Consider the following 24,682-nt stretch of genomic DNA (forward strand, 5'->3'; position numbering starts at 1 on the left):
ACATCATGCGGACACGGGCGTCTGCACCGCCAGGGTCATGGGCAGGTCGGGGGCGTCATAGCCGGCCACCTCCAGCACCCAGCGGGTGCCGCCGTCGCCGATCGGGCCCAGTTTCTCGAAGCCCAGCTTGCCATAATGATCTTCCACCATGCCGTTCTTGGGCGAGGGCAGGTAATCGCCGTAAAGCTTGCCGATGCCGGCGGCGCGGGCCGCCTCGACCACGGTGGCCAGCGTCGCTTCCTCGACCCGGCGCTTGAGCACCCGGCAGGACATCAGCCAGGTGTCGAAGACCCAGGCGTCCGGTTCGGCATCCTTGCGCAGGATCACCACCGAGATCATGCCGTTGTCGCCGAACTTGTCGGTCAGGCGCACCTGCAGGGTGTGGCAGGCGGGATCGTCCTGCATCGCCGCCACTTCGGCCTCGGTATAGCGCCGGGTGGTCAGGTTGAATTGGTTGGACTTGTTGATCAGCTGGGCGGTGCGGGTGCGGCCCACCGCGTCGAACGGCGCGATGGTGCAGGCCATGTCCAGCGAGCGCAGGTAGTCGTCGTAATTGCCGATGGTTTCCATCGCCACGGCGCGCTGCGCGTTGGCGCGGTATTGCTCGGCCCGCTGGGCATCATCCGCCGACAGGCCAACGGTTTCGAAATAGCCGCCCTGGGCCAGCATCGCCGGGTAGAGGCTGGGATCGTCGCCGACCTCGGGCACGCCGACCATCGGCAGTTCCATCCGCACGCGGGCGCGTTCGGCGGGGTTGTCATCCAGGAAGACCAGCGCGTCGGTGCCGATGTTCAGCACCTTGGCGATATGCTGGATGTTGGAGGCCTTGTCGGTCCAGTTGGCCACGAAGACCGCGATGTCGTCCAGTTTCAGGGCCATGTCGGGGTGCTGCTCGAAGGGCAGCTTGCCGTTGGCTTCCTCGTTCTTGGAACAGACCGCCAGCACCACGCCGCGTTCCTTCAGCGACAGGGCGTAATTCTGGATTGCCAGGAAAGCTTCGCCCTGGGCCGAGCCCTGGCCGATCTCGATGCCTTCCAGCCCGTCGTCGCCGATGATGCCGCCCCAGCAGGTGTTGTCCAGGTCCAGCACCAGGCATTTCGAGGCCTTGCCGCGCAGGGCGCGCAGCACCTGGGCGAATTTTTCCGCATACAGTGGCACGTAATCCAGCGCGAAGGGCACCTTGGCGCGATGCCACAGCCCGGCGTCGTGCCAATTGGCCCGGCCCACCAGAGCCGAAAGCGCCTCGGCATCGAACAGCACCGCGGCATGGCTGTCGCACAGATCGACCATGGCGTCATTGACGGCGGCGATCTGGGCCGCCAGCGCGCCCTTGGCGCGGCGGTCGTATTGCCCGGCCCAGGGATCGGCGGGCAGCGGCAGGGTCTGCAGGATCACCGTCTTGATGCCCGCCCCCTGCAGCCCTTCGACCAGCGCCGTCAGGGTGGCGGTGGCCGAGGCCACGGCGGCCGCGCCGCTGGCCGCATCGATGAACGACCGGGTCAGGCCCAGGCTTTGCGGGGTTTCGGCGATCAGCGCCATCTCGGCCCCGAAGCCGCGCAGGGGGCTGCCCGGATCCATGACCTCGGCCATGGCCTGGCCGTAGGCGGGCACATAGGTTTCGACCTGCAGCCCGTGGCGCAGGGCCGAGGCGCGGATCGCAGGGGCGATGTAATCGGTGGTGGCCTGGGCCAGCAGCGCCAGCTTCAGCGGGCTCAATGCCGGCCCGTCGATGCGACCGGCCAGCTTGCCCACCGCCTTGTCGAGGCTGGTCAGCTTGTTGAGATCCAGATCCTGGGCGGCCAGCGCCACCAGGTCCTGGGCGGGCACCGGGCCAGGGGCCGCGATCAGCGCCTTCAGCGTGGCGCGGAAATCAGCGGTAGCCGGAACCAGCCAGGGAAGCTTTCCGGAGGACAGGTCGAACATTGTGCATACTCCACGCGCACCGAAACTACGTCACCGCGGGCCGTCAGCCGGCCTTGGTCTGAATCAGGGTGATGATGTCACCAAACTTCTTAAGGCCTTCGATCTCGGCATTGGAAAACTTGATGCCGTACTTCCGCTCGATGGCGATGATCAGGCGGACATGGCTCAGGCTGTCCCATTCCTCGACATCATTGGCGGTGGTCTCATCGGTCAGCTCGACGTCATCGGCATCCATGACATCCTCGAAGATGTCGACGAGTTCTTCCTTGATCGACGCGGTATCCATACTTCTGCACTCACCTGCTGCGTGTCTTGCCCGGCGCGAGGCGCGCGCGGACGGAAAGCGGCCGCGGCCATGACGCAACCGGAGCGGGCGCACACGAGGTGTTCCCGCCGGTTGTGCGGCCGCAGCTTTGGGGGTCGGGCCCCTTCAACTCAAGGGGCTTTGATGTCGCGGCGGTCGCCGGGACGGTGCCCGGTCACTCGGCCGACGGCGGGGTGTCGGACGCCTGCTCGGCCGCGGCCTTGCGCTTGCGCATCAGGCGTTTGACCGGATACCAGACGAAGCCCACGATGGCAAAAAACACCGCGGCCACCAGGGCCAGGGCTGCACCGATGGCCGAAACGCCGGCGCCCGGGCCGATATAGGCATGGGCCAGGGTCGGCAGCAGCATGACGGCCAGCGCCAGGGGTACCGTGAGATCCCGTTTCATCGTATTACCTTTCCAATTCTCAACTCAGACCAGTTCATTCGCCTGTATAAAGCATCCCGAACAACGATGCACGCGCAGCGTGGCTCTTTTGCGCCGCGTTGGCGCCGGGCACGGCGCTCAGGTCATGCAGGCTGTCATATTGCAGATAGACCTCGCCGGTGGCCACGTCGACCTCGTACCCGCGGCCTTCGCCGGAATAGCTGACCAGGGCGCGGCGGCGGTCGGGTGACAGGCTCAGGTGGCTGCCGCGATCCGAGAACAGCTGTTCGGCGGCCTGCGGCGTGCCGGGCTGCGGAAAGATCCGCCGTTCCTGCCCGGTGACCAGGTCCACCTCCAGCAGGCGCGAGACCCGGCCAACCTCGGCGTCGCCGCCCCAGTTGTCGAACATCACCATCTTCGATCCGGTCAGGTGATGCACCGAATGCTGCTGCACGAAGCTGCCGCGCACCACGTCGGTGATGGTGTCGGTGGCCGGGTCCAGCACTGCGACGGCGCTGAGGTTGCGCAGCGAGATCACAAGGTTGCCCGGCTGCAGGGCGCCGCCCGGCGCGGTATAGTCCAGCACGTCCACATAGTTGATGTGCAGCGGGTCGCAGGCATTGGTGGTTTCCGCCAGCATCGCCGACCAGGGCGAGGCCAGCAGGGCCGCCGACACATCGATGCGACGCTCGACGCTGCCATCGGCGCGCAGGATCTGCACCCCGTCGACCTGTGGCCGGCCGGTGTCGCATTTCAGTTTCTCGCGCGAGCCGCGCGGCCCCACCGGCACCACCCAGTCGCCGGTCGCGATGTCCAGGTCGGGCACCAGGGCGCGGCCATCGGGCAGCAGCGTCGCCCAGTGATGCGAGAAGTCGAAGCGGAACCACACCGGATGCCCGTCACGGTCCACCCGCGCCGCGCCGGCGGCAAAGGGGAACATGTTGCCGGTGGACTGGAAGCTGATCAGCAGGTCGCCGTTGTCATAGCGCTGCAGCCCCAGCGGGCGGAAGATCAGCGCCGGATCGCCGGGCACACCCTGGTGACCGAAGCTGCCGTCGGTCATGTCGGCGGCGAAGATCTCGTCGGGGCGGAAGGGGGTGGCATGGACCACCGCGCCGCTGCGGTCGATTTCCACCGCCAGGCAGCCGTGCTCGGGGCACAGTTCCAGGTATTCGTTCAGCCCGCCGTTGATCAGCAGCCCGCCTTGCGGCTCGGTCGCGCGGGGACCGGGGGTGAAGCGGCTGGAGACCGCGTCCTCCAGCGCCACCCGTTCCCGCGAATGGGCGTGGAACTGGCCCAGGTAGGGCGGCGCGCTGATGCCGCGATAGGTGTACAGGATCGTCTTGGCGCCATCGGCAATGGTGCGATAGGGGGGGACCTGGTACTCGCCCACGAATACCCCGGCCCCGAAGACCAGCAGCACCAGCGACACGACCGGCATCAGGATCGGCAGGATTTTCGACATACTCGGCTCAACTCCACGCACGGCCCGTGTCGGGCCGGTAACTGGGCCGGAGGCCTCCGGCCCCCGGGGTCTTACGGTCACGGCTGCAGATAGTACATGCCAAACAGTTTCGCCCGCGTTGCCGCGGATTTCTGCGCCTCGGTGGCCTGCTCCAGGCCGCTGAGGTCATGCAGGCTGGTCCAGGTCATCACCGGCGCGCCGCTGGCCAGATCGACCTCGACCCCCACCGAATCCTCGGTGAAGCTGACCAGCGCCCGGTCGGTCTCGGGCGAGATGCTCAGATGGCCGGCGCGGAAGGAGAACAGCGGCCGCCCGGTCTGCAGGGCGTCGGGGTCGGGAAAGATCTGCCGCTCGGGCCCGCCGGCCAGGTCGATCTCCAGCAGACGCGAGCCGTGGCCGTTGCCGGCGCCGCCCCAGTTGTCGAAGACCAGCGCCTTCGAGCCGCGCAGCTGCTGCACCGCGTGCTGCTGCATGAAGCTGCCGCGCACCACGTCCAGAACCGCGCCGGTGTCGGGATCCATGATCGCGACCATGCTGAGATTGCGCAGCGAGACCACCAGGTTGCCCGGCTCCAGTACGCCGCCCGGCGCGGTATAATCCAGCACATCCACATAGTTGATGTGCAGCGGATCGCAGGGCACCGGGGTCTGGGACATCAGGGGCGCCCAGCGGCTTTCGCGCAGGGCCTTGTCGACATCGATGCGCTGCAGCACCGCGCCATCGCCATCCAGGATATGAATGCCGTCCACCTGCGGGCGGCCGGTTTCGCAATACTGGTCATAGATGCGGCCGCGGGTGCCGATCCCGACCTCCCAGTCGCCCTCTTCCAGCACCAGGTCGGGAATGATGATGCGCCCGTCGGGCATCACGTTCACCCAATGGTGGGAATAGTCGAAGCGGTACCACAGCGGATGACCGTCGCGGTCGATGCGCGCCAGCCCGCCCGAGAAGGGAAACATGTTGCCGGTGGTCTGGAAGCTGACCAGGTAATCGCCGTTGGCATAGGGTTTCAGGCCGATCGGGCGCTTGATCAGCCGCGGATCCGGCGGCACGCCTTCGCGGTAGAAGCTGCCGTCGGTGATATCGGCGGCGAAGATCTCGTCGGGGCGATAGGGGATTGCATGGGTGACCGTGCCGGCGCGGTCAACCTCCACCGCCAGGCAGCCATCCTCGGGGCAATGCTCCAGGAACTCGTTCAGCCCGCCGGTGATCAGCAGGGTCTCGGGCAGCCCGGCGGCTGCGGGATCGATCGCCTCGAAGCGGTTTGCAGCGGCCTCGGCGGGGGGCACATCGGGAGCCGGGCCCACGAACTGGCCCAGGTAGGGCGGCGCGTTGAGCCCCTTGTAGGTGTACAGCAGGGTCTTGGCGCCGCTGGCGATGGTCGGATAGGGCGGCAGCTTGAACTCGTTCACGGCGATGCCGGCCCCGAAGGCGACGATCACCGCGCCGATGAGGAACGTCAGAAACGGAAGGATTTTGGACATTACAGGGTGGTTCCGGTCAGGCTCTGGTACAGGGCACGGGCATGATCCACGCGATCCGCGGGCAGATCGTGGGCAATGGGGCGGTCGGGCAGCGGGGTGAACTCTCCGGCCACCTCGGCCAGGTGCGCGCCGGGCTCAAGGCCCAGCTGGCCGCACAGGCGGGTCATCTCGCCCAGCCCGTCGTTGCGCTGCGCCTCGTGGCTGACGAAGAGGATGCCGTCGTCGAGGCCTTGCAGATGCTCGAAGGCGGCGATCCAGTAGCCCAGCCAGTAATCCAGATCCTCGGGCGTGGTGCCCGCGGTGCGGGCGGCCAGCGTCGGAAACTGGATCGGGCGGTGCAATTGCCCGAACTCGTAATGGCCGATGTCGCCCATGTAGCGTTTGACGAAGGGATCCTCGGCGTGCTGGGTCAGGAAATTCCTGTGCTGACGCCACAGCGAGGCCGCATGGGTGACCGGATCGCGCACCGGCACCACGATGTCGGCATCGGGAAAGATCGCCCGCAGCAGCGGGATCCGCGCCACATTGCCGTTGTTCTTGGAAATATAGCGCCCGTCCGCCGCATTGGGGCCGCAGCGCAGGGCGATGATCTTGCACAGATGCTTGCGCAGGAACTCCTCGGCCTCGGCGTTGCGGTCGGTGCCGGTCCACAGGGTGATGCCGTTGTCGGTGTAGTGATCGGGCCAGAAGGCTTTCCAGATCACTTCTTCAAAGGCCTCGGGGCTGTCATAGCCGACCTGGATGCCGTCGCCATGGGCGCGCTCGGCCAGGGTGCTGTCCTTGCGGAAGCCTTTCGACAGGCGGTTCCACAGCATCGGCGCCATCAGGAAGGGCATGTCGCGGTACAGATGCGTGGCCAGGCCGGGCACATGCGACAGGGCGGTCAGCAGGATGGTGGTGCCGGCCCGCGGCAGCGAGGTGATGAAGATCGGGCGGGTGCCGGTGATGCCCTTGAGATCCTTGGCAAACATGCTGTCTTCCATGTCGGCCATGGACATCTGCAACATGCGACTGGAAAAGGCGACCTTGTGAACCCGCTGGTCCAGCTTGGAATAGGCGCTCATTTCTTCGCGACCCGCAGTCCGATGATCACGGCCACGGTGACGATCACGCTGGTGATCAGGATCACGTCCAGCCGCAGCATGAAGGCCAGGGTTTCATCGGCGGGCTTGAGGCCGATCATGTCGGCGGCCTGGATCGGCACCCAGGCGGCGACCAGGGTCAGGGCCCCGCGGATCAGCAGATCGAGGAAATTCTTCATCAGCGACAGCGCGGCTTTCTGCACCGCCGCTTCCTTGGCGTCTTCATCAAGGCTCTTGTCGCCCATCACGGCCGCCGTCGCGCGCGAGGTGGCGATGGCCGTGCGCGCCCGTGGCACAAGGTTCAGAACCTGGAAGGCCGCGATGAAACACAGGACCGAAAGCCCGACAATGATCACCGTCATGTGGAGAGGCTCCACAGAAGATTGCCCCGGAAAAACGCCATTCGTCCCGCCTTTCGTAACATCACTCTGTCGGCGTTCCGCCTGACCGAATCCTCAGGGGGGGACCGCCTTGCGGATCACACAAACACAAAGCGCAAGATGGCACACTTCGGCTGCGCTTTCTGGAAGGCGCTTTGTCGCGGCCCGGTTGACCGGACCGCGCGGAAATTCCCTCAGCCGCCCTTGCGCCAGGGATGCCCGACAAGGGCGCTGTCGGGGCCGGTGATCTCGGCGCTTGGCGGGGTGGCGGGCTCATTGGCATCCACGCTGGCCAGCCCTTTCCAGACCCGCAGGTATTCGACCTCGCCCAGGAACTGGTAGCCGCCATTGCCGTTGCGGTTCAGGAAGGTCAGGAAGCGGCCCGGCACCAGCTGGCCGGTGTTGGCCGGCAGCGCCACCTGGGTTTCCACCCCGTCCTTCCACAGGGTCAGGGTCTGCCCCGGCAGATCGATGGCCAGCAGCAGCGTGACCCAGACGTTCTCGGGGATCGAGAGGCCGGGCTGATGGCTGGTCAGAAGTGCCGCGCCGCTGCTGTCGTCCAGGTTGATCCGCAGCGCACTGTTCGAGGCCAGCCGGGTGACCTCCATGCCGCCGCCGGACTGGGCGAAGATGCCGCCATTGCCGGCGCCGGGGGCAAAGCGCAGCCTTGCTGCCATGGTCAGCAGGCCCGGATTGGCGCCCAGGTTGCCCGGATCGTTGAAATAGGGGCCCGCGCCGGTGGTGGTGAAGGTCGCGGGTGCGGGCAGGGTGTTGGCGATCTCGGTGGCCAGGGGCAGCGGCTCCAGCGCCACGCCCTCGACACCCGCGAGCCCCAGGTCCACCATCGGCAGGTTCATCCAGTCGCCGTCGAACTTGTCCTCGGGCCATTTCAGCACGCCCGAGGCGCCGCCGCGGCCGAATTGCACCGAATCGGCGAAGGTGAACAGGCCGCCGCCATTGGGCGCGATCCGCACCCGCCCCCCCGCCAGCGTGGCGTTTTCCGCCGGAATGCCGTTGATCTCGAAGCCCAGCACCTCGGTGCGATGCGGGTATGTGGTGGGCATCGCCGGCAGGCCGCGCGCCGCGCGGGTGGTGGTGACCGGCGGCGTGGCGCCGCTGGCGTCCTCGAACCACAACTCGACCCAGGCGCCCGAGGGCTCCCAATAGGCGCGGTTGAAACGCGGCACCTCGATCGGTGCCAGCCCCAGCCCGTGCAGCGCGGTCACCGCCACGTGGCGGGCGCGGGCGGGAAGCCCGTCGTCGGTCATCGCCGCGGGGTGCGAGGCGTCATCCCAATGGGTGCCGGTGTCCGACGGCGTGTTGTCGGTGGCGCTGACCGCGCGATAGCCGTTCTGGTAGAGCAGGATCTCGGGCCCCTTGCCGCGCGGTGCCAGGATCGGGGCCAGGGCCGCGTCGTCCAGCATGTTGCGGATCGACAGGCGGGTGTCCTGCTTGTTGGCGATCGGATCGGGGCTGCCATCGGCGCGGGTCACCGCGTCGCGCATGTCCTGGCCGACTTCGAACCGGTGCGGACCGAACATCAGCAGCGGCGTGCGCGCGGCATCGAAGATCCCGCGTCCGCCGGCGGCCGACAGGTCCCACAGGACATGATCAAAGGTGCGCGCCTGATGCGCGGTGCCCAGCGTGTAATCGGCGCCGGCCGCAGTGATGCCGGCGTAGAAGGGATAGAAGCGCTGGCGGAACATGTCGGCGGCGGCGCTGTCGGCGGCGGTCCAGGTGTCCAGCACCAGCCCCAGGTCCGACCCGTCGGCGCGGGCCTGCGCCACGATCGCCGCGAAATCCACCCAGTCGCGGGAGAAATCGCTGTCATTGGCCAGGTTGCCCCGGCTGGTGCCGGAATGGGCCAGGTCGAGGATCAGGAACTTCTCGCCCGGCGCGTTGCGGATCAGCACATCGGCCAGCGCCGCGACCGAGGCGGTGACCGGATTGGCGGCGGTGACCGGTTCGATGGTGATCGGCCAGGGCTTGGTGCCGCCCTCCTGCTGGCGGATCACCTGCACGGCGCTGTCGTCGGTCACGGCCAGCGGCGCGGTCTGGCTGAAATTGTCGGCAAACATCCGGGCATCTTCCGACTGGCCGATCAGCCCGACGATATGGCCCACGCCGAAGCGGCTGGTGGTGCTGGCCTTGGCGCTTGCATGGCCCTCGACCCAGACCCGCGGGCGCAGCCAATGGGCGCTGCGCGCGGCACCGGGATAGGCGCCGGTCCAGCTGCCGCCCGATGCGGTGGCCACGGGTTGGGCGGGATAGAGCACCGCGCCGGTGTCGGCGCGCAGGATCTCGGCCATGATGCGGGCGCCGTCGGGGGCATCGGTGCTGCCCGACAGCGGGATGTCGGCACTGTTGCCGCCGCGCGCCGCCCCGCTGTCGAACAGCGTCTGATCGCGCGAGAACTCGGCGATACTGGCGGTGGCGGCGGGTCCGGGCGAGGGGGCGGACGACATGGGGCTGGGCAGACCGATGGCAAGCGCGACCTGGATCATCATGGCAAGCAGGCTCCTTCTGTGGCAGCGCCGGGATCGGGCGGTCAGAGCGGAAAGGATGGCGGCCATGGGCAGGGGTCCTGATGCAAGGGGTTTCCCTTACTGGCAGCCCCCGCGCGCCGGGATCAAGGCGGATCCTCTCCCGGTTTCACGGCCCATCCGTCCCGCCCCGGCCTCCGGGAACGGCAAATGAAGGCTCAGGCTAGCTTGAGGGGCGGGGGCGTTGCGCCAGAGGCGCACCGAGCGTTCCTGCGCCAGAGGCGCACGCAGCGTACTCGCCAGAGGCGCACCGAGCGTTCCTGCGCCGGAGGCGCACGCAGCGTACTCGCCGGAGGCGCACCGAGCGTGTGGGCATCGCCCCCCCGCACGCGGCCGCCCGGCCCCGGCCCTGCGGCCTCTTGCGTCATCTCGTCCCTGCTGTCTCTGCCCGCCGGCTTCGTATACTGCGCGCGTACCAGTGAGTAAGGATTCCAGTTCATGCCCATCTTCAAGGCCGGCGAGAAGCTCGTGCTCTATGCCCATGTCCCCAAATGCGGGGGGTCGGCCGTGTCGTGGTACCTGACCGAACGCTTCGGACAGGTCGCCTTCCATGACAGCCGTCACACGCGGCATGATCCGCGCAGCCTGTGGTCGCGCACCTCGCCGCAGCACATCGACCACACCAGCCTGTCGCGGCTGTTTCCCGACGGGTTCTTCGACGCGATGTTCACCATCGTGCGGCACCCGGTGGCGCGGCTGGTCAGCGCCTATCATTTCCAGCTTGAGGTCGAGCAGAGCATCTCGACCCAGGTCAGCTTCTCGGACTGGCTGGAGGATCTGACCGACCGCCGCGCCGAGGATCCCTTCGTGCACGACAACCACGTCCGCCCGATGACCGAGATCGTCCCCGAGGGCGCCCAGGTCTTTCACATGGAACACGGGCTGGACGCGCTGGTGCCCTGGTTCGACGCGCTCACCGGCACCGCGGCCGCGCCGCGCGCCCTGCCCAAGATCAACGAGCGGGGCAATTACGCCAAGGTGGCGGTGGAACGGGCCAAGCCCACGGATTGGGACCTGGAACGGATCGCCGAGATCTATGCCGGGGATTTCAGCCGCTTCGGCTATGAGATCGGATCGAAGGCGCCCAAAAACCCGGCCCCGGTGCTGACCGCCGCCCAGATCGCCGAACGCGATGCGGCGCTGAAGGCGTTCAACAGCCCGATGGCCAAGTTCACCCGCAAGATCACCCGGCGTATCGGACGCTAAGACGTCCGTCAGGGAATATCGGACGCTAAGACGTCCGTCATGAAGAGGGGACGCTAAGACGTCCGTCATGAGGGGCGGACGCTAGCTGCCCGTCGGGACACCCAGCCGCCGGTCAGCCGCCATAAGCGGTCATCCGGCGATCCCGCAGGTAGCGCCAGAGCGGCCGCAGCGTGGCCAGCAGCGCCCCGCCGGTCAGCGCCAGCAGCCCGGCCTCGACCAGCGGCGGCAGAGTCCAGGGCAGCAGCGGGCTGGCCAGCGCCAGCGCCGCGGCAAACAGCGCCAGCGCGATCAGGCAGGGGGCCTGCGGCGCCACCGCCATGCCGGCCCAGCGATGCGCCAGAACCAGCGCCACGATGAAGCCCAGGGCCTCGCCCAGAACCGCCACGCCCAGAACCGCCGGCAGGCCGGCGCCCTGGATCAGCAGCGCCCAGGCCACGGCGATGGCCAGCACCCGCGGCAGGTTCGACACCACGCCGTTCAGGGTGCGGGCGCGGGCCAGCGCCACCTGGCTCAGCCCCGAGCGCACCGCCCGCAGCAGCTCGACCACCGCCATCAGCAGCAGGAAATCCAGCACCGGGGCGTATTTCTCGCCCAGGGCCAGCAGCACCAGCGGCGGCCCGGCCAGCGCGATGCCCAAAGCCAGCACCGCCATCGCCAGCGCCGAGGCCTGCACCATCACCACCGCCATGCGGTTGAACTCGCCGTCATCGGCCTTGGCCGCCGACAGTTGCGGCAGCAGGAACTGGTGCACGGCGCGGGTCACCGCCCCCATCGGGGTCTGCACCAGCGACAGGGTCATGGAGAAGATCGCCAGCGTCGCCATGCCCAGCTCGCGCCCGACCACCAGCCGCTCGCCCTGGTAGATGATGAACAGCATCACCCCGTTGGCCAGCAGCGGCCAGCCGAAGCGCACCCCGCGCATCAGGATGTCGCGCCGGAAGGCCAGCGCATAGCGGCGCTCTTTCACCAGGTGGGTGAGCAGCAGGTACAGCAGCCATTGCGCCAGGATCGCCCCCAGCATCACCCGGTAGTCGCCGTACATCATGTACAGCGGCCAGATCGCCAGCACCGAGATCAGCGGCGGCAGCAGCTGGGTGGCGATGAACGGCCCATAGGCCATGCGCCGCTGCAGGCGGAAGACATCGAAATGCGCCAGCCCGTTCAGCACCGGCACCACCGCCAGCAGCTGGTAGGCCCAGGTGATCTGCGGCTGGCCCAGGAAGCGCGCCATCGGCGCCGCCAGCGCGAACAGCAGCGCCCCCGAGACGAAGCCGCGCAACAGCTGGAACCCCTGCAACGAGGCCTGGAAATCCGGATCGTCGCCGTCGTTGTCCTGGATGATCATCTGGTTCAGGCCCAGGTTCGACAGCAGCTGCATGATCGTGACCGAGATCATGAAGGTGGCCGCGATCCCGTAATCGGCCACGCTGATCAGCCGCGCGATCAGGATCGTGCGCAGGAACAGGATGACCGAGGTCATCACGTTGCCTGACAACAGCAGCACGATCTTCTTCACCATTACTCGACACCTGCGCCACTTCTACCGGACCGGGTATGACGGCAGCCGGGGGGGAATGGCAAATGATTCCCCCTTTGCAATCTTGTCACAGCGGCAATGACAGCCGATTTGTCGCTTTGCCCGGCACCGGGGCGCCTGTTAAACGCGCCCCCAACGCGTACCAGTTGAAAGTTCAATCCCATGACAGCGTCGTTGCATTCGCCCATTACCGAACTCTATGTCTCCGCCGAAAGCGCCCAGAAACTGAAGGTCGAGGCCGGCGAGATGCCGTCCTGGGATCTGACCGCCCGCCAGATCTGCGATCTGGAACTGCTGATGAACGGCGGCTTCAACCCGCTCAAGGGCTTCCTGGGCGAGGCAGACTACAACGGCGTCGTGGAAAACATGCGTCTGGCCGACGGCAGCCTCTGGCCGATGCCGATCACCCTGGATGTCAGCGAGAAATTCGCCGAAGGGATCGAACCCGGCCAGGACATCGCCCTGCGCGACCCCGAGGGCGTGATCCTGGCGATCCTGAACGTCTCCGACAAATACACCCCGAACAAGGCCCGCGAGGCCGAGAAGGTCTTCGGCGCCGATGACAGCGCCCACCCGGCGGTGAACTACCTGCACAATACCGCCGGCCCGGTCTACCTGGGCGGTCCGATCACCGGCCTGCAGGCGCCGATCCACTATGACTTCCGCGCCCGCCGCGACACGCCGAACGAATTGCGCGCCTATTTCCGCAAGATGGGCTGGCGCAAGATCGTCGCCTTCCAGACCCGCAACCCGCTGCACCGCGCGCACCAGGAACTGACCTTCCGCGCCGCCAAGGAAAGCCAGGCCAACCTGCTGATCCACCCGGTGGTGGGCATGACCAAACCCGGCGACGTGGACCATTTCACCCGCGTGCGCTGCTACGAGGCGGTGCTGGACAAATACCCGGCGGCCACCACCCACATGTCGCTGCTGCCGCTGGCCATGCGCATGGCCGGCCCGCGCGAGGCGGTCTGGCACGGTCTGATCCGCAAGAACCACGGCCTGACCCATTTCATCGTCGGTCGCGACCACGCCGGCCCCGGCAAGAACTCCGCCGGCGAGGATTTCTACGGCCCCTATGACGCCCAGGAAATGTTCCGGGAATACCAGGACGAGATGGGCATCGAGATGGTGCCGTTCAAACACATGGTCTATGTGCAGGACCGCGCCCAGTACGAGCCCGCCGACGAGATCGCCGACAAGGACAACGTCACCATCCTGAACATCAGCGGCACCGAATTGCGCCGCCGCCTGTCCGAAGGCCTGGAGATCCCCGAGTGGTTCTCCTTCCCCGAAGTGGTGGCCGAGCTGCGCAAGACCAAGCCGCCGCGCGCCAAGCAGGGCTTCACCGTGTTCTTCACCGGCTTCTCGGGCTCGGGCAAATCCACCATCGCCAACGCGCTGATGGTCAAGCTGATGGAAATGGGCGGCCGCCCGACCACGCTTCTGGACGGCGACCTGGTGCGCAAGAACCTGTCGTCCGAGCTGGGCTTCAGCAAGGAACACCGCGACCTGAACATCCGCCGCATCGGCTATGTCGCCTCCGAGATCACCAAGAACGGCGGCATCGCCATCTGTGCCCCGATCGCGCCCTACGCCACCACCCGCCGCGCCGTGCGCGAGGAGATCGAACAGTTCGGCGCCTATGTGGAAGTGCATGTCGCCACCTCGATCGAGGAATGCGAACGCCGCGACCGCAAGGGGCTCTACAAGCTGGCCCGTGAAGGCAAGATCAAGGAGTTCACCGGCATCTCGGATCCCTACGACGTGCCCGAGAACCCCGAACTGCGCCTCGACACCGAAGGCACCGACGTGGATTTCTGCGCCCAGCAGGTGCTGCTGAAGCTGGAAAGCATGGGGCTGATCGGCTCGGAGTCGTAAGACGGCCACAGGTCTGAAAGACAAGGAAACCCCCCGCCGAGGCCATCGGCGGGGGGGGTTCGTGGGCGGTTCCGGCGGAGGCTGGCTGGGCCCGCGCCACGGAGTCTGGACCGGCGGCACCCGGCTCAGGGATTGGCGACGTGTCGCAACCGGACATGACCGTTGCGCAAAGGGGGTCCTGTCAGCTCGTGCCCGCGCCGCCCTTGTCATGTTCCGGTTCGGAAACCCGATCCCGGACCGGCTCGCTGCGCGCCAGAACCTTGTGATAAAGATCCATGACATCCTGGGGAATTTCACCCATAGCGACCCCGTCCTTTTTCCGAGGATTGGGCGCATGCGCGCTCTTGAAGGCCGTCATGCAGTCCTCATGAAAATCGACGCCGGCGAAATTGAGGAGCTGCCGTGTCGTCGCCTCCGGTTCCTGTTGGAGCCTGTCGAAGGGGATGACCAGATCAACGCGCGTGTCCGCATGGGACAACAGGGTGTAGTTCCGCCGGAGAGTCGCAATTCCGTCATCGAAAGACCACCCCCAGCGGATGATGCTGGACTTCAGCACGTCGGCTGGTTCGCGCATCACCGTGAAGAATTTTCCCTCGGGGAATAGCAACCGATTTACCGACCAGTACCACGTGCCGAAGCCCTCGAAGTCAGGTCCGAAGGAAGACACAATTGACGGGATCAGTATGGGCTTTTGAAACCAGTTGGGCTTCGGCGACGCATAGATGTCCAGCAGGACCTTGTAGACGCAATCGCGCAACATCCTGATCTGATCGATTCTGGTTCCGCGGCCCTGAAATGGGAAGTGACTTCTCAATATGGCGAAATGTTGAGTAGACCAGATTGGCGGTCTCCCCGAGACTTTGAAAACCCGGATGTCGGCGGAAAATATTGGTGACAAGAGTGGTTCCGGACCGACCGAGGCCAACGAGGCATATGGGGGCGGTTAAATTTGTCCTGTTTGGCAAAGTATACCTTTCGCAGCCCTTTTTTTAACCTGCTAGCATGACTGCTTGGGGCAGGCGAGGATATTTTCATGACTCACAAGGCTGTAGGTTGTGGAGGGCTGCAAGGCTCCGGAAAAACTGCATAAACCGATAAATACCGCCAGAGCCCGCCGGGAATCCGGCGGTTCCTTGCCATATCTGTTCCGGCAATCAACTCGGGGTGCCTGCGGTTTTATGTCCAAGGGGCGCGGTCGCGCCGTGTCGGCGATGAAAGTGGCTTCAACTGCGGGGCAAGGCTTGCGATAAGTCTGGCAGTAGACGTCTGCTCAAATGAGGAAGATCATGAAGGTAATTATTCTTGGCGGCGACGGGTTTTGCGGCTGGCCCAACGCACTGCATCTGTCGAAGCAGGGCCATGACGTCGTCATCGTCGACAACCTGAGCCGCCGCGCGATCGACCTTGAACTTGAAGTCGACAGCCTGACCCCTATCCGCCCCATCGGCGAACGCCTCCGCGTCTGGAAGGAACTGACCGGCAAGGAGATCAAGTTTGTCAATTGCACGGTCGGGAAGAACTACCATCGCCTGCTGACGCTGCTGCAGGAGGAAAAGCCCGACGCGGTTGTCCATTTCGCCGAACAGCGCGCCGCGCCCTATTCGATGAAGTCCAGCTATCACAAGCGGTATACGGTCTCGAACAACATCAACGCGACCAATGACGTTCTGGCCGCCATCGTCGAATCCGGCCTGGACATCCACCTGATCCACCTGGGCACCATGGGGGTCTATGGCTACGGCACCGCCGGCATGCAGATCCCGGAAGGCTACCTGAAGGTCAAGGTGGATACGCCGATCGGCGAGACCGAGCAGGAAATCCTCTACCCGACCAACCCCGGCTCGATCTATCACATGACCAAAAGCCAGGATCAGCTGCTGTTCGCCTTCTACAACAAGAACGACGCAGTCAAGGTCACCGACCTGCACCAGGGCATCGTCTGGGGCACCCAGACCGAAGAAACCAAGATGGACGAGCGCCTGATCAACCGCTTCGACTATGACGGCGACTATGGCACGGTGCTGAACCGCTTCATCATGCAGGCCGCGGTGAACTATCCGATGACGGTGCATGGCACGGGCGGCCAGACCCGCGCCTTCATCCATATTCAGGACACCTGCCGCTGCATCGAACTGGCCCTGAACAACCCGCCGCAATCGGGCGAGCGCGTGAACATCCTCAACCAGATGACCGAGACCCACCGGGTGCGGGATCTGGCGCAGATGATCCACGACATGATGGGCGCCGAGATTGCCTATCTCGACAACCCGCGCAACGAGGCGGCAGAAAACGATCTGCATGTGGCCAACGACCGTTTCCTGGGCCTGGGGCTCGAACCCAAGAAGCTCGAAGCCGGGCTGATGGAAGAGGTCAAGGAGATCGCCGCGAAATACGCCGATCGCTGCGACACCAGCAAGATCCCCTGCGTCTCCACCTGGCGCTAGGGCTGGCAACACCTTGCGCCGGCAGGCCCCCGGGGCCTGCCGGCGTCTTGCCTTGAACGTGCAGGACCACGAGTACGGTTTTCAAGGCGGGGATCTGCCAAAGAACGGGGGTGAACCAATGCGGTATCCTGATCCTTTCGAGGCGATCTGGGAGAAGGTGAAGCCCTTCACCATGACCTCAAGGAACCGTGGGTTCGCGCTGTATGAGGCGGTCAATCACGTCATCGACAACCGCATTCCGGGGGCCTTCGTGGAATGTGGCGTCTGGCGCGGCGGCTCGTCGATGATCATCGCGCTGACCCTGCTCGAGCGCGGGGTGACCAACCGCGCCATTCGCCTGTTCGACACTTTCGAAGGCATGACGGAGCCCTCCGACGAGGATCGCGATCCCTCAGGCCGCGCCGCCGCCGACATTCTGAAAACCGAAGCCCCCGACGGATTGACCCACGCCGCCTGCGATCTTGCGACGGTCCGCGCGAACATGATCTCCACGGGCTACCCCCGGAACCGGTTTGCCTATGTGAAAGGCGATGTCCGCAAGACACTCCCATGCGAAGGATTGGGCAAGATCGCCCTGCTGCGGCTGGACACCGATTTCTTCGACAGCACCCAGGCCGAGCTGATCCATCTGTATCCCAAGGTCAGCCCGCATGGTGTTGTCATCGTGGATGACTACGGACACTGGCAAGGCGCGCGCAAGGCCGTCGATGCCTTTCTGGAAAAGGAAAAGGCGGCCGGGCGCCCGCATTTCCTGACGCCGCTGGACTATACCGGACGGCTGTTCGTGAAGCCCCAGCCCCAAACCGCCCCACCCGCCCCGTCCGCGTCGGATCTCGACCGCCGTGACTATATCTCGAAGGGGCTTCGGGACCCCGGTCTTGTCGGCCGGTTCAGCTATCTGGAAAAAACCGACCCGATGCCCGTCAAATGGCCGTACCTGCGCCGCCACGTGGCGCAGGTCTGGCGCACCGACGCGCGGGCGTCCAAGCCGAATATCGGCGTGCTGTCGGTCGATGAAGGGGCGGTCCTGTACAATGCGGCGCTGCCCTTCAAGGGCCGGCGCGGGCTGGAGATCGGCTGCCACATGGGATTTTCAACTGCTCATCTGCTGGCCGCGGGTCTGGATCTGGATGTCATCGATCCGGCCCTGGGGGATGCCGCACATCTCGTGGCCGTGCACGACAACCTGGACCGGGCCGTGCCCGGGACCGCACCGCGCCTGCACGCCGGTTTTTCACCTGGCATCGTGAAACTGGTCCACGCCGCCAAACCCCGCACGAAATGGCGCTTTGCCTTCATCGATGGCCTGCACGACGGCACCGCTCCGCTGGCGGATGCCCGCGCCGTGGAACCCTTCATGGCCGACACCGCGGCCGTCATGTTCCACGATCTGGTCTGCCCTGACGTGGCGCAGGCCCTGCACCATTATGCCGATGCAGGCTGGCAGACCAGAATCTATGAAACCATGCAGGTCATGGGGATCGCATGGCGCGGGAATTATACCGCCCCCGCGCATGTCCCGGATGCAGGGACAAGCACCGCGGGCATCGACCACCTGGCGCGCTGGCACCCGGCAGGATGACGCGCAGGACAGGGCAGGGGCCGGAACACGCAGATCACATGGGGGCGGCCACCTGGTTCCGGTTCAGGATGCTGCCCAGAGATCTTGCAGTGAACTGCGCAAGTCATGCTGCGGGGCCCATCCTAGGGCGGCGTTGATTTCGCGGGTGTCCAGCACGACGCGCGCCACATCCGTGGGTCTGGACGGCAGATGCTGCACGGCAATGCTGCGCCCGCTGATCTCCTGCACCAGGTCCAGTATTTCGCGGACCGATGTGCCCGTGCCCGACCCCACGTTCCAGATCTTGCCGTGGCTCTTGTCGGGCTGGTCGATCACCGCCTCGATCGCGGCCGACAGATCGCGGACATCGAAATAGTCGCGCACAGCCACGCCCTGCCCGATCATCGGGAACACGCTTCCCTGACGGGCGGCGCGCATCAGGGCGCCCACCACGCCCTGGCTGACGCTGACCTGCCAGCGGCCGATCGGGTTGGACGGGCGCAGGATGGTCACCTTCAACCCTTCGGTCCGTGCCATGAAGTCAATCGCGGCTTCGGTCATCTTCTTGCCCAGCCCGTAGGGGGAAATCGGGTTGAGCTCGGTATTCTCGGAAATCATCTCCGAGGTCGTCTCGCCATAGACCGCCCCCCCGGAGGACAGGTAGATCACATTGGCCTGCGAATGATGGGCGACAGCGGCCATGACCCGCATGGCGGGTTCGACCGTGTCATGGGCCTCGCGCCACGAACTGTCCAGGTTCGACCCCGGGGTGCTGGTCGAGGCGAGGTAGACGACCGTCTCGACCCCGAACAGGGCAGATTTGGGGTCCGCCATAAACTGCTCCAGCCGCAGGGCGCTGGCCCCGGGCACATTGGCGTCAAGAAACCCCGTATCGGGTGCGCGCGAGACAACCCGCAGGGGGATGCCGCGTGCATGAAGAGACACGCAAAGGTTTTTTCCGACGAACCCGGTGCCGCCCAGAACCAAGATCATGAGATGCCCTATCTGGCTGAATACATGGGATGCGCGTAGTCCAGAAGCGGGTGCCTGCGGGTCAGCGACTTGTTGGCCGAAGCCTTGACCGTTTGCGAATTCTCCTGCCGCCGTTTGAACAGGACCGTTCGCGGAACCACCTTGTGGATGTATCCGGCTTCAACCGTTTCGCAGTTCCACAGCCAGTCCTCATAGGCATAGCCGCCCGCGATATCGCGGTCGCAGAACGGAATCTCGCGGTAAATCTGGGTCGGGCACACGCACAATGCATCCCAGTAGTTGGCGACACGCAACAGATCGAGCCGGAACTCGGGGCTTTCCTGATCCACATGGGTGAAGATCGTCGCCTGCTTCTCGAAGAAGTAATTGAACTGCGGGTGCGCGATGCGGTTTTCCGGCCCGTCCTTGAGAAAGGTCAGCGCGTCGACCAACCAGGTCTCGGACCACAGGTCATCGGCGTCCAGGAACGCACAATAGGTGCCCCTGGCCTTGGCGACCGCGCCGTTGCGAACCTTGCCCTGATCGGCCACATCATAGGTGTCGATCGCCTCCGCGTCCTTCTTGTAGGCGTTGAACAGCTTTTCGGTCAGCGGATCGGGACGGTCCAGACACAGCAACGCCTCGACGCTGAAGCCGGCCGCGCGGGCCGCTTCGATCGCTGCCCAGAAAGAACGGAGCGAAGGCACCGCCAGGCGGCCTTCGCGGTGGCCCGTAATGATGCATGTCAGATCACAGGTCATAGGTGGTCACCATCTTGCTGATGCGGTTGATATACCGTTCCGGGGCGAATTTGTCGGCCAGCCTGGCCTGCAGGGCCTGCGCCCGCGCGGTGGCCACCTTGGGGTTTGCCGCCATTTCGGCCAATGCGGCGCTGAAACCCTCCACGTCTTCAAAATCCTCGACCAGCCAGCCCGTCTGGTCGTCCAGAAGTTCCGCGATGCCGCCCACATCGGGAGCAACAATGGGCAATCCGGCCGCGGCCATGTCCAGCAGGATCGTGGGCAGCCCGTCCCATTGCGAGGTGTACAGGAACCCGCTGTACCGGGTGTTCAGGACATCCTGCAGATCCGTATATGTGCCTTTGGGGATAATATTGTCGGGCGGATTATAGTCGCTCAGGCTCTTGTTGCCCAAAACCGTCTTGCCATACACGTCGAAGGTCATGTCCGGGTTCGCGCGCGCGATCGCAACCAGGATATCAAGCCGCTTTTGCGGATCGAACCGGCCCGCCCAGAGGAAATGCCCCCCGCCGGAGCGGCGCGTCTCCCGGGTGGCGGTCGCTGTCTCTCCGGTCATCGGCGTATAGAGCGGCACCACCTGTGCATGGTCCGACGATTGGTCAAAGCCAAACCGGTCCGCCACGTCATTCGCCAGATTCATGGTATCCGTCAGGATCAGGTGGTGATGGTCCGCCGTGTCGCGCAACCATTGGATGGGATAGCCGACGCGGTCGCCCTTGGTGTTCTCGTCCCATGTGAACAGATAGGTCACCACGCGGAATTCATGGTGCAACTGCCGACCGTACAGGCGCATGGCCTCCCAGACCAGCCGGCTGTTGACGTTGACGATCGTGCGGCACCCCACCCCGCGCATCACGTCGATCAGCGCCCGGATCTTTTCCTCGGCGCTCAGGGGGCCGATCTCCTTGGACAAATCGAAGATATCCAGCTTTTCCGAGAACCAGCCGATGTATTCGTTTTCCGAACCGTCCGTGGTGACAACCAGAATGTCAGAGGCCTCGCAGGCATGTGTCAGGGCATCGGCAAAAATGGATGCCACGCGGCTGGCACCCGACATGCGTACATGCGGCACAGCGACGATGTATCTGTAGGTCTTGCCTGCCAGCTTGCGTCGCAATGCCTGCGCGACATTCGTTGTATGCTCCGCAGCCTTCAGCGGCGATGTGATCTGCCGCGGCGTGTTGGGCATCGCAACCATTGGCTCCAGTTGCTTGGCCCTGGCAACAAGCTGGCTCATCGTTTCATCGTTCTCGAACAGTTCAAGAACATTGGCATCTGCGACCGTTGCCGACCTGCGCCAGCGTTCGCGAGATCCATGCTTGAGAAAATGGACATAGGGATTGACCCGCTGGCGCCGGATATCCGCGTTGTTCCGCAGGTAATAGGACACCGAAAAATCCGGACTGGGATCCCGCAGTTCCAGCCAGCCCTGCGTCATGAAGTGAAGCAAGGGGTCCATCGACCGTTCCATCACCTCGGGGTTCTGGGCGATGTAGAACTCTGCATCGAAGTGTTCCTGCACGAGACGCAGGCTTTCCCTGTCTGGCATCGCGGAGGCAATGATGACCGGCCGCGGCCCGTCTTCCCCGTCCAGGTATTTGTCGGCCCAGTAAAGAACCTGGTTCTCGCGCAGGGCCCGAAGATCTTCCCTGATCTCGCTCGCGGCGCGGCTCTGATGCGTCAGGAAATGAAGGAACGGGTTTGTGTCCGGCCCCACCAACTCGGGGTGGCGGGCGGTGTATTCATCCGGATTGAACCAGCCGTTCGGGCGCCGCTTCTCGCGCCAGCCGTAGGCCATGTAGTGCTCCAATGGATCGACACCCGAGGCGCGTACATCGTGATATTTTGACAGGTAGTAGGCAGCATCAAACCCCTTCCGGATCTTTGCCTCGAGGGTCTCTTCCGATGCCTGTTCCACCTCATCTTTCATCACGACAGGCGTTTGTTTTGAAAAGATGCTCGTCATTCTAACCTTCCCCTCATGATTTGATATTCATGGCTTCTACCTGCACTTTTGCCAAGTGAAACCGCGACACAGACGGTGTGCATTTGGAAGCATCACCCCCGTGTTTTCGGGCTCACCCACGGGCCGCGCTGTTTGCCGACCACACCGGCCCCGCTGCAAGAGCCGGCGGTCGTCTCCCTGCGCAAGATACGTCGATTCCTTCTGAGCGTGGCTTGCCCGGTTTTTCCTTGAGGGTCTCGACCCGCGACGCCGGCGGCCGCCACCGGTGGTGATTTCATACTCAGACACAAGCCCTTGCTCAGGGCCGTCCCCGGGCCTCCAGGGTTGCGCCCGGATGGCCGGTCGAAAGGGGGGGGGCAGTTCACCGATGACGCAGCGATGACGGTGCGTCGGCAGAATGTTCCCATCCCGATCGCATTGTCGGGACGCACCGCAAAACAGGAGGACTCGAAATGTTCAAGGTTTGTATCATCTGTGCTTTGTCCGTTGGAATCGCCGCACCGGCGCTTGCGAACGAGCAGCTTGCCCGTGCTGCCGATGTGGCACCAGGCGAGTACACCACCATCGAAATGATCGAACTCGCTCAAGTGGGCGGGCATGAATGGCAGCAACGCATGGATGTGATCCAGAAGCAGCGCGCCGCTTTCGATGCCGAGGTTCGGGCCTCGATGACCCGAATCAGCACACGCTCGCCCGATGCCTCAGTGACAACGCGCTGAGTTCATTGGCACCCCTGCAGGCTTTGGGGGCGACGCACCCCGAAGCCTGTCAGTTTGTGTCAGCGCGCAAGCCATGGCTTCCAGCACATCCCATACGCGGCAGCACGTTGCGCCCGGGCATCAACAGAACGCCCCTTCGATTGGGCAGGCGGCAACCGGGCTATTTCGGCGACGACCGCTCCGAAGTCCACAACGGGAATTTGCCGCCCATGTGCCAATTGTGCCAATCCTGAAAAGTTGGTCATTCAAAAATACAGACAAGTGCACCGACAATGTTCGATCATTTTCAAGATCACCCGAAGCCGGACCGTTAATGGCCCACGCTTCGTTTGAATTGCATTCGGTGGTATCCTTTTTCGGCGAATTACCGCTGACAAAGGTCAATACGATGCCTTCAAACGGCGTGGTAGCACCCAGAGAACCTCATGTTCCGCAAGGTAACCCCTGCGCGGAGGCCTTCCTTTGCGGTCCGATGAAGGTGGTTTTGGGCAATGGGGAAGACATCACGCCCGGCGGCGCGCTCCGGCAAGCCATCCTTGCGATCCTGCTGGTCGCACCCTCGCAAACGCGGGCGCGGCGCACGCTGCAGGACATGTTCTGGGGGTCCGATGAACCCGAAAAATCGTCAGGCCGGTTTCGGACCGCCCTGAACCTGCTGAAACGAGACCTGGCGCTGCTTGGCAAGGACTGCATTCGCGCCGACCGGCACAGTGTCTCTCTTGCCCCGGGGCGCATTGCGGTTGCCAACGACTCCTTCGGGCCGTCGTTCCTCGAGGGGATGGATCTGAGGCGTCTCACAGACTGCGAAGGGTTCGAGGACTGGCTCCGCCAGATGCGGGCCGGCGGGGATGAAAGATACACAGGCGACGGCGAAGGGCACGAGCTTGCACGCACCCCCGAGCCCACGCGCCAGCACACGGCGCTTGGGCTGCTGGCCCCGCATCATGCCGGGCTGGTCGAGGATGACCTGAACCGGATCGAAAGCTTTCTCGATGCGATTGCCCGCTTTGTCAGCTTGATGACGGATATCGAAATCCATGACCTGCGGGATTGCGCGGATTTCACCTTCCCCCTTCCCATCGACACCGGTCTTGGCGCGACGCATCTTCTGCAACCCGTGGTCGAGAGGCGCGGCCAGACCCTTGCGCTGCACCTGCGCCTGTATGAGGCCACGGATCGCCGGGTGGTCTGGATGTCCGAACCGATCGATTTGCGGGCGGACCATCGCAACGCCGTGGTCTGTTCCCTGTCCGAAATGCTGTTGCAGCAAATGGTGGCCTGTCCGGCAAGGGGCGATCCGCGTGACCTGTTTCCCTGGACCGCCCTTACGGGCCTGTTTTCCCTGGATGATGACCTGATTTCCCGCACCGAAGCGAAGGTTTGGACCCTGGCGGACAATGGCCACCGTCCTGTCTTCGAATGCCTGAGGGTGTTTACACAGATCTTCAAGGAGAACGAAGGTCTGGCCCGCGCCGACGCAACCAGCGCCGAGGAAATCTGCGAAACCCTGTCGGCCATTCCCGACACCCACCCGCTGCTTCCCCTTGCGCTCAGCCTGTCGGGATACTCGGCCCATATGCTGGTCGGCGACAATGACCTGGCCGAGATGTTGGTGACGCGGTCCCGCAACCTTGCTCCGAACCTGGCACTGAACCTGGATCATCTGGCGGTGATCCGGCTGATGCGCGGCGATCTGGCCGGCGCCGAGCGGGCGCTGGACCGGTGTTTGCGCTGCGGGGCAGCCAGCCCCTGGCGGTATACCTACAACGTGTCCGGGGCGATGATTGCCATCGCGCGGGGCGACGTTCGCCAGGCGCTGCTGTTTTCCAACCGGGCGTTGATGCTCAAGCCGCGATTCATCGGGGCGTTGCGTTATGCCATGCTCGGCTTCGCCCTGTCGGAACAGGCGCGTGAGGCTGACCGGATGAAGGCCCGCATCCAAAGGCTGCGTCCGGGGTATGATTTCAACGGCTGGACACTTGGCCTGATGGGCCGGTCTCAGCCGCACTTCAGCAAGACGTTGGCGAAAGGGTTGAAGACGACACATTTGATTTGAAAGGAGAAAA

At 64.7% G+C, this 24,682-nt stretch carries 20 protein-coding genes and 1 pseudogene; 7 read left to right on the forward strand and 14 right to left on the reverse strand.

The genetic code is table 11. From position 1 onward, the window contains the following. Window positions 1-3: 3 nt before the first annotated feature. From H8B03_RS18550 to H8B03_RS18585, 8 genes are all read right to left on the reverse strand, one after another. Window positions 4-1,923, reverse strand: a complete 1,920-nt coding sequence (locus tag H8B03_RS18550; protein ID WP_193143386.1) for an HAD family hydrolase — start codon at window positions 1,921-1,923, stop codon at window positions 4-6. A gap of 43 nt (window positions 1,924-1,966) precedes the next feature. After that, window positions 1,967-2,209 (reverse strand): acyl carrier protein, encoded by a 243-nt coding sequence (locus H8B03_RS18555; RefSeq protein WP_193143387.1) that lies wholly within the window; start codon window positions 2,207-2,209, stop codon window positions 1,967-1,969. Window positions 2,210-2,402: 193 nt separating this feature from the next. Further along, window positions 2,403-2,636 (reverse strand): hypothetical protein, encoded by a 234-nt coding sequence (locus tag H8B03_RS18560; RefSeq protein WP_193143388.1) that lies wholly within the window; start codon window positions 2,634-2,636, stop codon window positions 2,403-2,405. Between the two features lie 34 nt (window positions 2,637-2,670). Continuing rightward, window positions 2,671-4,080 carry an arylsulfotransferase family protein gene (locus H8B03_RS18565; protein ID WP_193143389.1) on the reverse strand — a complete coding sequence of 470 codons (1,410 nt, stop codon included), beginning with the start codon at window positions 4,078-4,080 and terminating at the stop codon, window positions 2,671-2,673. Between the two features lie 77 nt (window positions 4,081-4,157). Further along, window positions 4,158-5,564 (reverse strand): arylsulfotransferase family protein, encoded by a 1,407-nt coding sequence (locus H8B03_RS18570; RefSeq protein ID WP_193143390.1) that lies wholly within the window; start codon window positions 5,562-5,564, stop codon window positions 4,158-4,160. Then, on the reverse strand, window positions 5,564-6,628 hold the full coding sequence (locus H8B03_RS18575; RefSeq protein ID WP_193143391.1) for a sulfotransferase: 1,065 nt from the start codon (window positions 6,626-6,628) through the stop codon (window positions 5,564-5,566). Before H8B03_RS18575 ends, H8B03_RS18570 begins: the two co-directional genes overlap by 1 nt. Continuing rightward, entirely contained in the window at window positions 6,625-7,008 is a 384-nt protein-coding gene (locus H8B03_RS18580) for a hypothetical protein (RefSeq protein ID WP_193143392.1), read from the reverse strand. Before H8B03_RS18580 ends, H8B03_RS18575 begins: the two co-directional genes overlap by 4 nt. A 212-nt stretch (window positions 7,009-7,220) precedes the next feature. Then, a complete protein-coding gene (locus H8B03_RS18585) occupies window positions 7,221-9,533 on the reverse strand; it encodes a LamG-like jellyroll fold domain-containing protein (protein ID WP_193143394.1) in 2,313 nt (770 codons plus the stop codon). 474 nt (window positions 9,534-10,007) lie between these two features. Here H8B03_RS18585 and H8B03_RS18590 point away from each other — a divergent pair, with 474 nt between their 5' ends. Next, complete coding sequence (locus H8B03_RS18590) at window positions 10,008-10,775, forward strand: sulfotransferase family 2 domain-containing protein (protein WP_193143396.1); 768 nt, start codon at window positions 10,008-10,010, stop codon at window positions 10,773-10,775. A gap of 112 nt (window positions 10,776-10,887) precedes the next feature. Here the strand turns inward: H8B03_RS18590 and H8B03_RS18595 are convergent, their stop codons facing one another. After that, complete coding sequence (locus H8B03_RS18595; RefSeq protein ID WP_193143398.1) at window positions 10,888-12,294, reverse strand: oligosaccharide flippase family protein; 1,407 nt, start codon at window positions 12,292-12,294, stop codon at window positions 10,888-10,890. Between the two features lie 180 nt (window positions 12,295-12,474). Here H8B03_RS18595 and H8B03_RS18600 point away from each other — a divergent pair, with 180 nt between their 5' ends. Together H8B03_RS18600 and H8B03_RS18605 are read left to right on the forward strand one after the other, a co-directional pair. Next, window positions 12,475-14,193, forward strand: a complete 1,719-nt coding sequence (locus H8B03_RS18600) for a bifunctional sulfate adenylyltransferase/adenylylsulfate kinase (RefSeq protein ID WP_193143400.1) — start codon at window positions 12,475-12,477, stop codon at window positions 14,191-14,193. Between the two features lie 121 nt (window positions 14,194-14,314). Further along, window positions 14,315-14,407, forward strand: a pseudogene (locus tag H8B03_RS18605) (IS5/IS1182 family transposase); the annotation flags it as partial. Here the strand turns inward: H8B03_RS18605 and H8B03_RS18610 are convergent. Further along, entirely contained in the window at window positions 14,375-14,953 is a 579-nt protein-coding gene (locus tag H8B03_RS18610; RefSeq protein WP_193143482.1) for a hypothetical protein, read from the reverse strand. The pseudogene H8B03_RS18605 and the gene H8B03_RS18610 sit on opposite strands and share 33 nt — an antisense overlap. Next, window positions 14,841-15,158, reverse strand: coding sequence for a sulfotransferase (locus tag H8B03_RS19230; protein WP_193143402.1), 318 nt, complete (start codon window positions 15,156-15,158; stop codon window positions 14,841-14,843). The genes H8B03_RS18610 and H8B03_RS19230 overlap by 113 nt, the downstream gene beginning before the upstream one ends. Before the next feature lie 321 nt (window positions 15,159-15,479). On the opposite strand from H8B03_RS19230, the gene H8B03_RS18620 reads away from it, so the two are divergent. Next, window positions 15,480-16,637, forward strand: coding sequence for an NAD-dependent epimerase/dehydratase family protein (locus tag H8B03_RS18620; RefSeq protein WP_193143404.1), 1,158 nt, complete (start codon window positions 15,480-15,482; stop codon window positions 16,635-16,637). Between the two features lie 118 nt (window positions 16,638-16,755). Continuing rightward, window positions 16,756-18,219 carry a TylF/MycF/NovP-related O-methyltransferase gene (locus H8B03_RS18625; RefSeq protein WP_193143407.1) on the forward strand — a complete coding sequence of 488 codons (1,464 nt, stop codon included), beginning with the start codon at window positions 16,756-16,758 and terminating at the stop codon, window positions 18,217-18,219. A 63-nt stretch (window positions 18,220-18,282) separates the two neighbouring features. Here H8B03_RS18625 and H8B03_RS18630 read toward each other — a convergent pair whose 3' ends face one another. The 3 genes from H8B03_RS18630 to H8B03_RS18640 are packed head-to-tail and all read right to left on the reverse strand — an operon-like array spanning window position 18,283 to window position 21,897. Continuing rightward, a complete protein-coding gene (locus H8B03_RS18630; RefSeq protein ID WP_193143408.1) occupies window positions 18,283-19,191 on the reverse strand; it encodes an NAD-dependent epimerase/dehydratase family protein in 909 nt (302 codons plus the stop codon). Between the two features lie 8 nt (window positions 19,192-19,199). Further along, window positions 19,200-19,877 (reverse strand): glycosyltransferase family A protein, encoded by a 678-nt coding sequence (locus H8B03_RS18635; RefSeq protein WP_193143410.1) that lies wholly within the window; start codon window positions 19,875-19,877, stop codon window positions 19,200-19,202. A 43-nt stretch (window positions 19,878-19,920) separates the two neighbouring features. Continuing rightward, window positions 19,921-21,897, reverse strand: coding sequence for a glycosyltransferase family 4 protein (locus H8B03_RS18640; protein ID WP_193143413.1), 1,977 nt, complete (start codon window positions 21,895-21,897; stop codon window positions 19,921-19,923). A 452-nt stretch (window positions 21,898-22,349) separates the two neighbouring features. On the opposite strand from H8B03_RS18640, the gene H8B03_RS18645 reads away from it, so the two are divergent. After that, on the forward strand, window positions 22,350-22,616 hold the full coding sequence (locus tag H8B03_RS18645; protein WP_193143415.1) for a hypothetical protein: 267 nt from the start codon (window positions 22,350-22,352) through the stop codon (window positions 22,614-22,616). A gap of 472 nt (window positions 22,617-23,088) precedes the next feature. Next, on the forward strand, window positions 23,089-24,672 hold the full coding sequence (locus tag H8B03_RS18650; protein ID WP_193143417.1) for a tetratricopeptide repeat protein: 1,584 nt from the start codon (window positions 23,089-23,091) through the stop codon (window positions 24,670-24,672). Window positions 24,673-24,682 lie beyond the last annotated feature (10 nt).

The organism is Meridianimarinicoccus sp. MJW13 (assembly GCF_014901205.1).
Taxonomy (GTDB): Bacteria; Pseudomonadota; Alphaproteobacteria; order Rhodobacterales; family Rhodobacteraceae; genus Meridianimarinicoccus.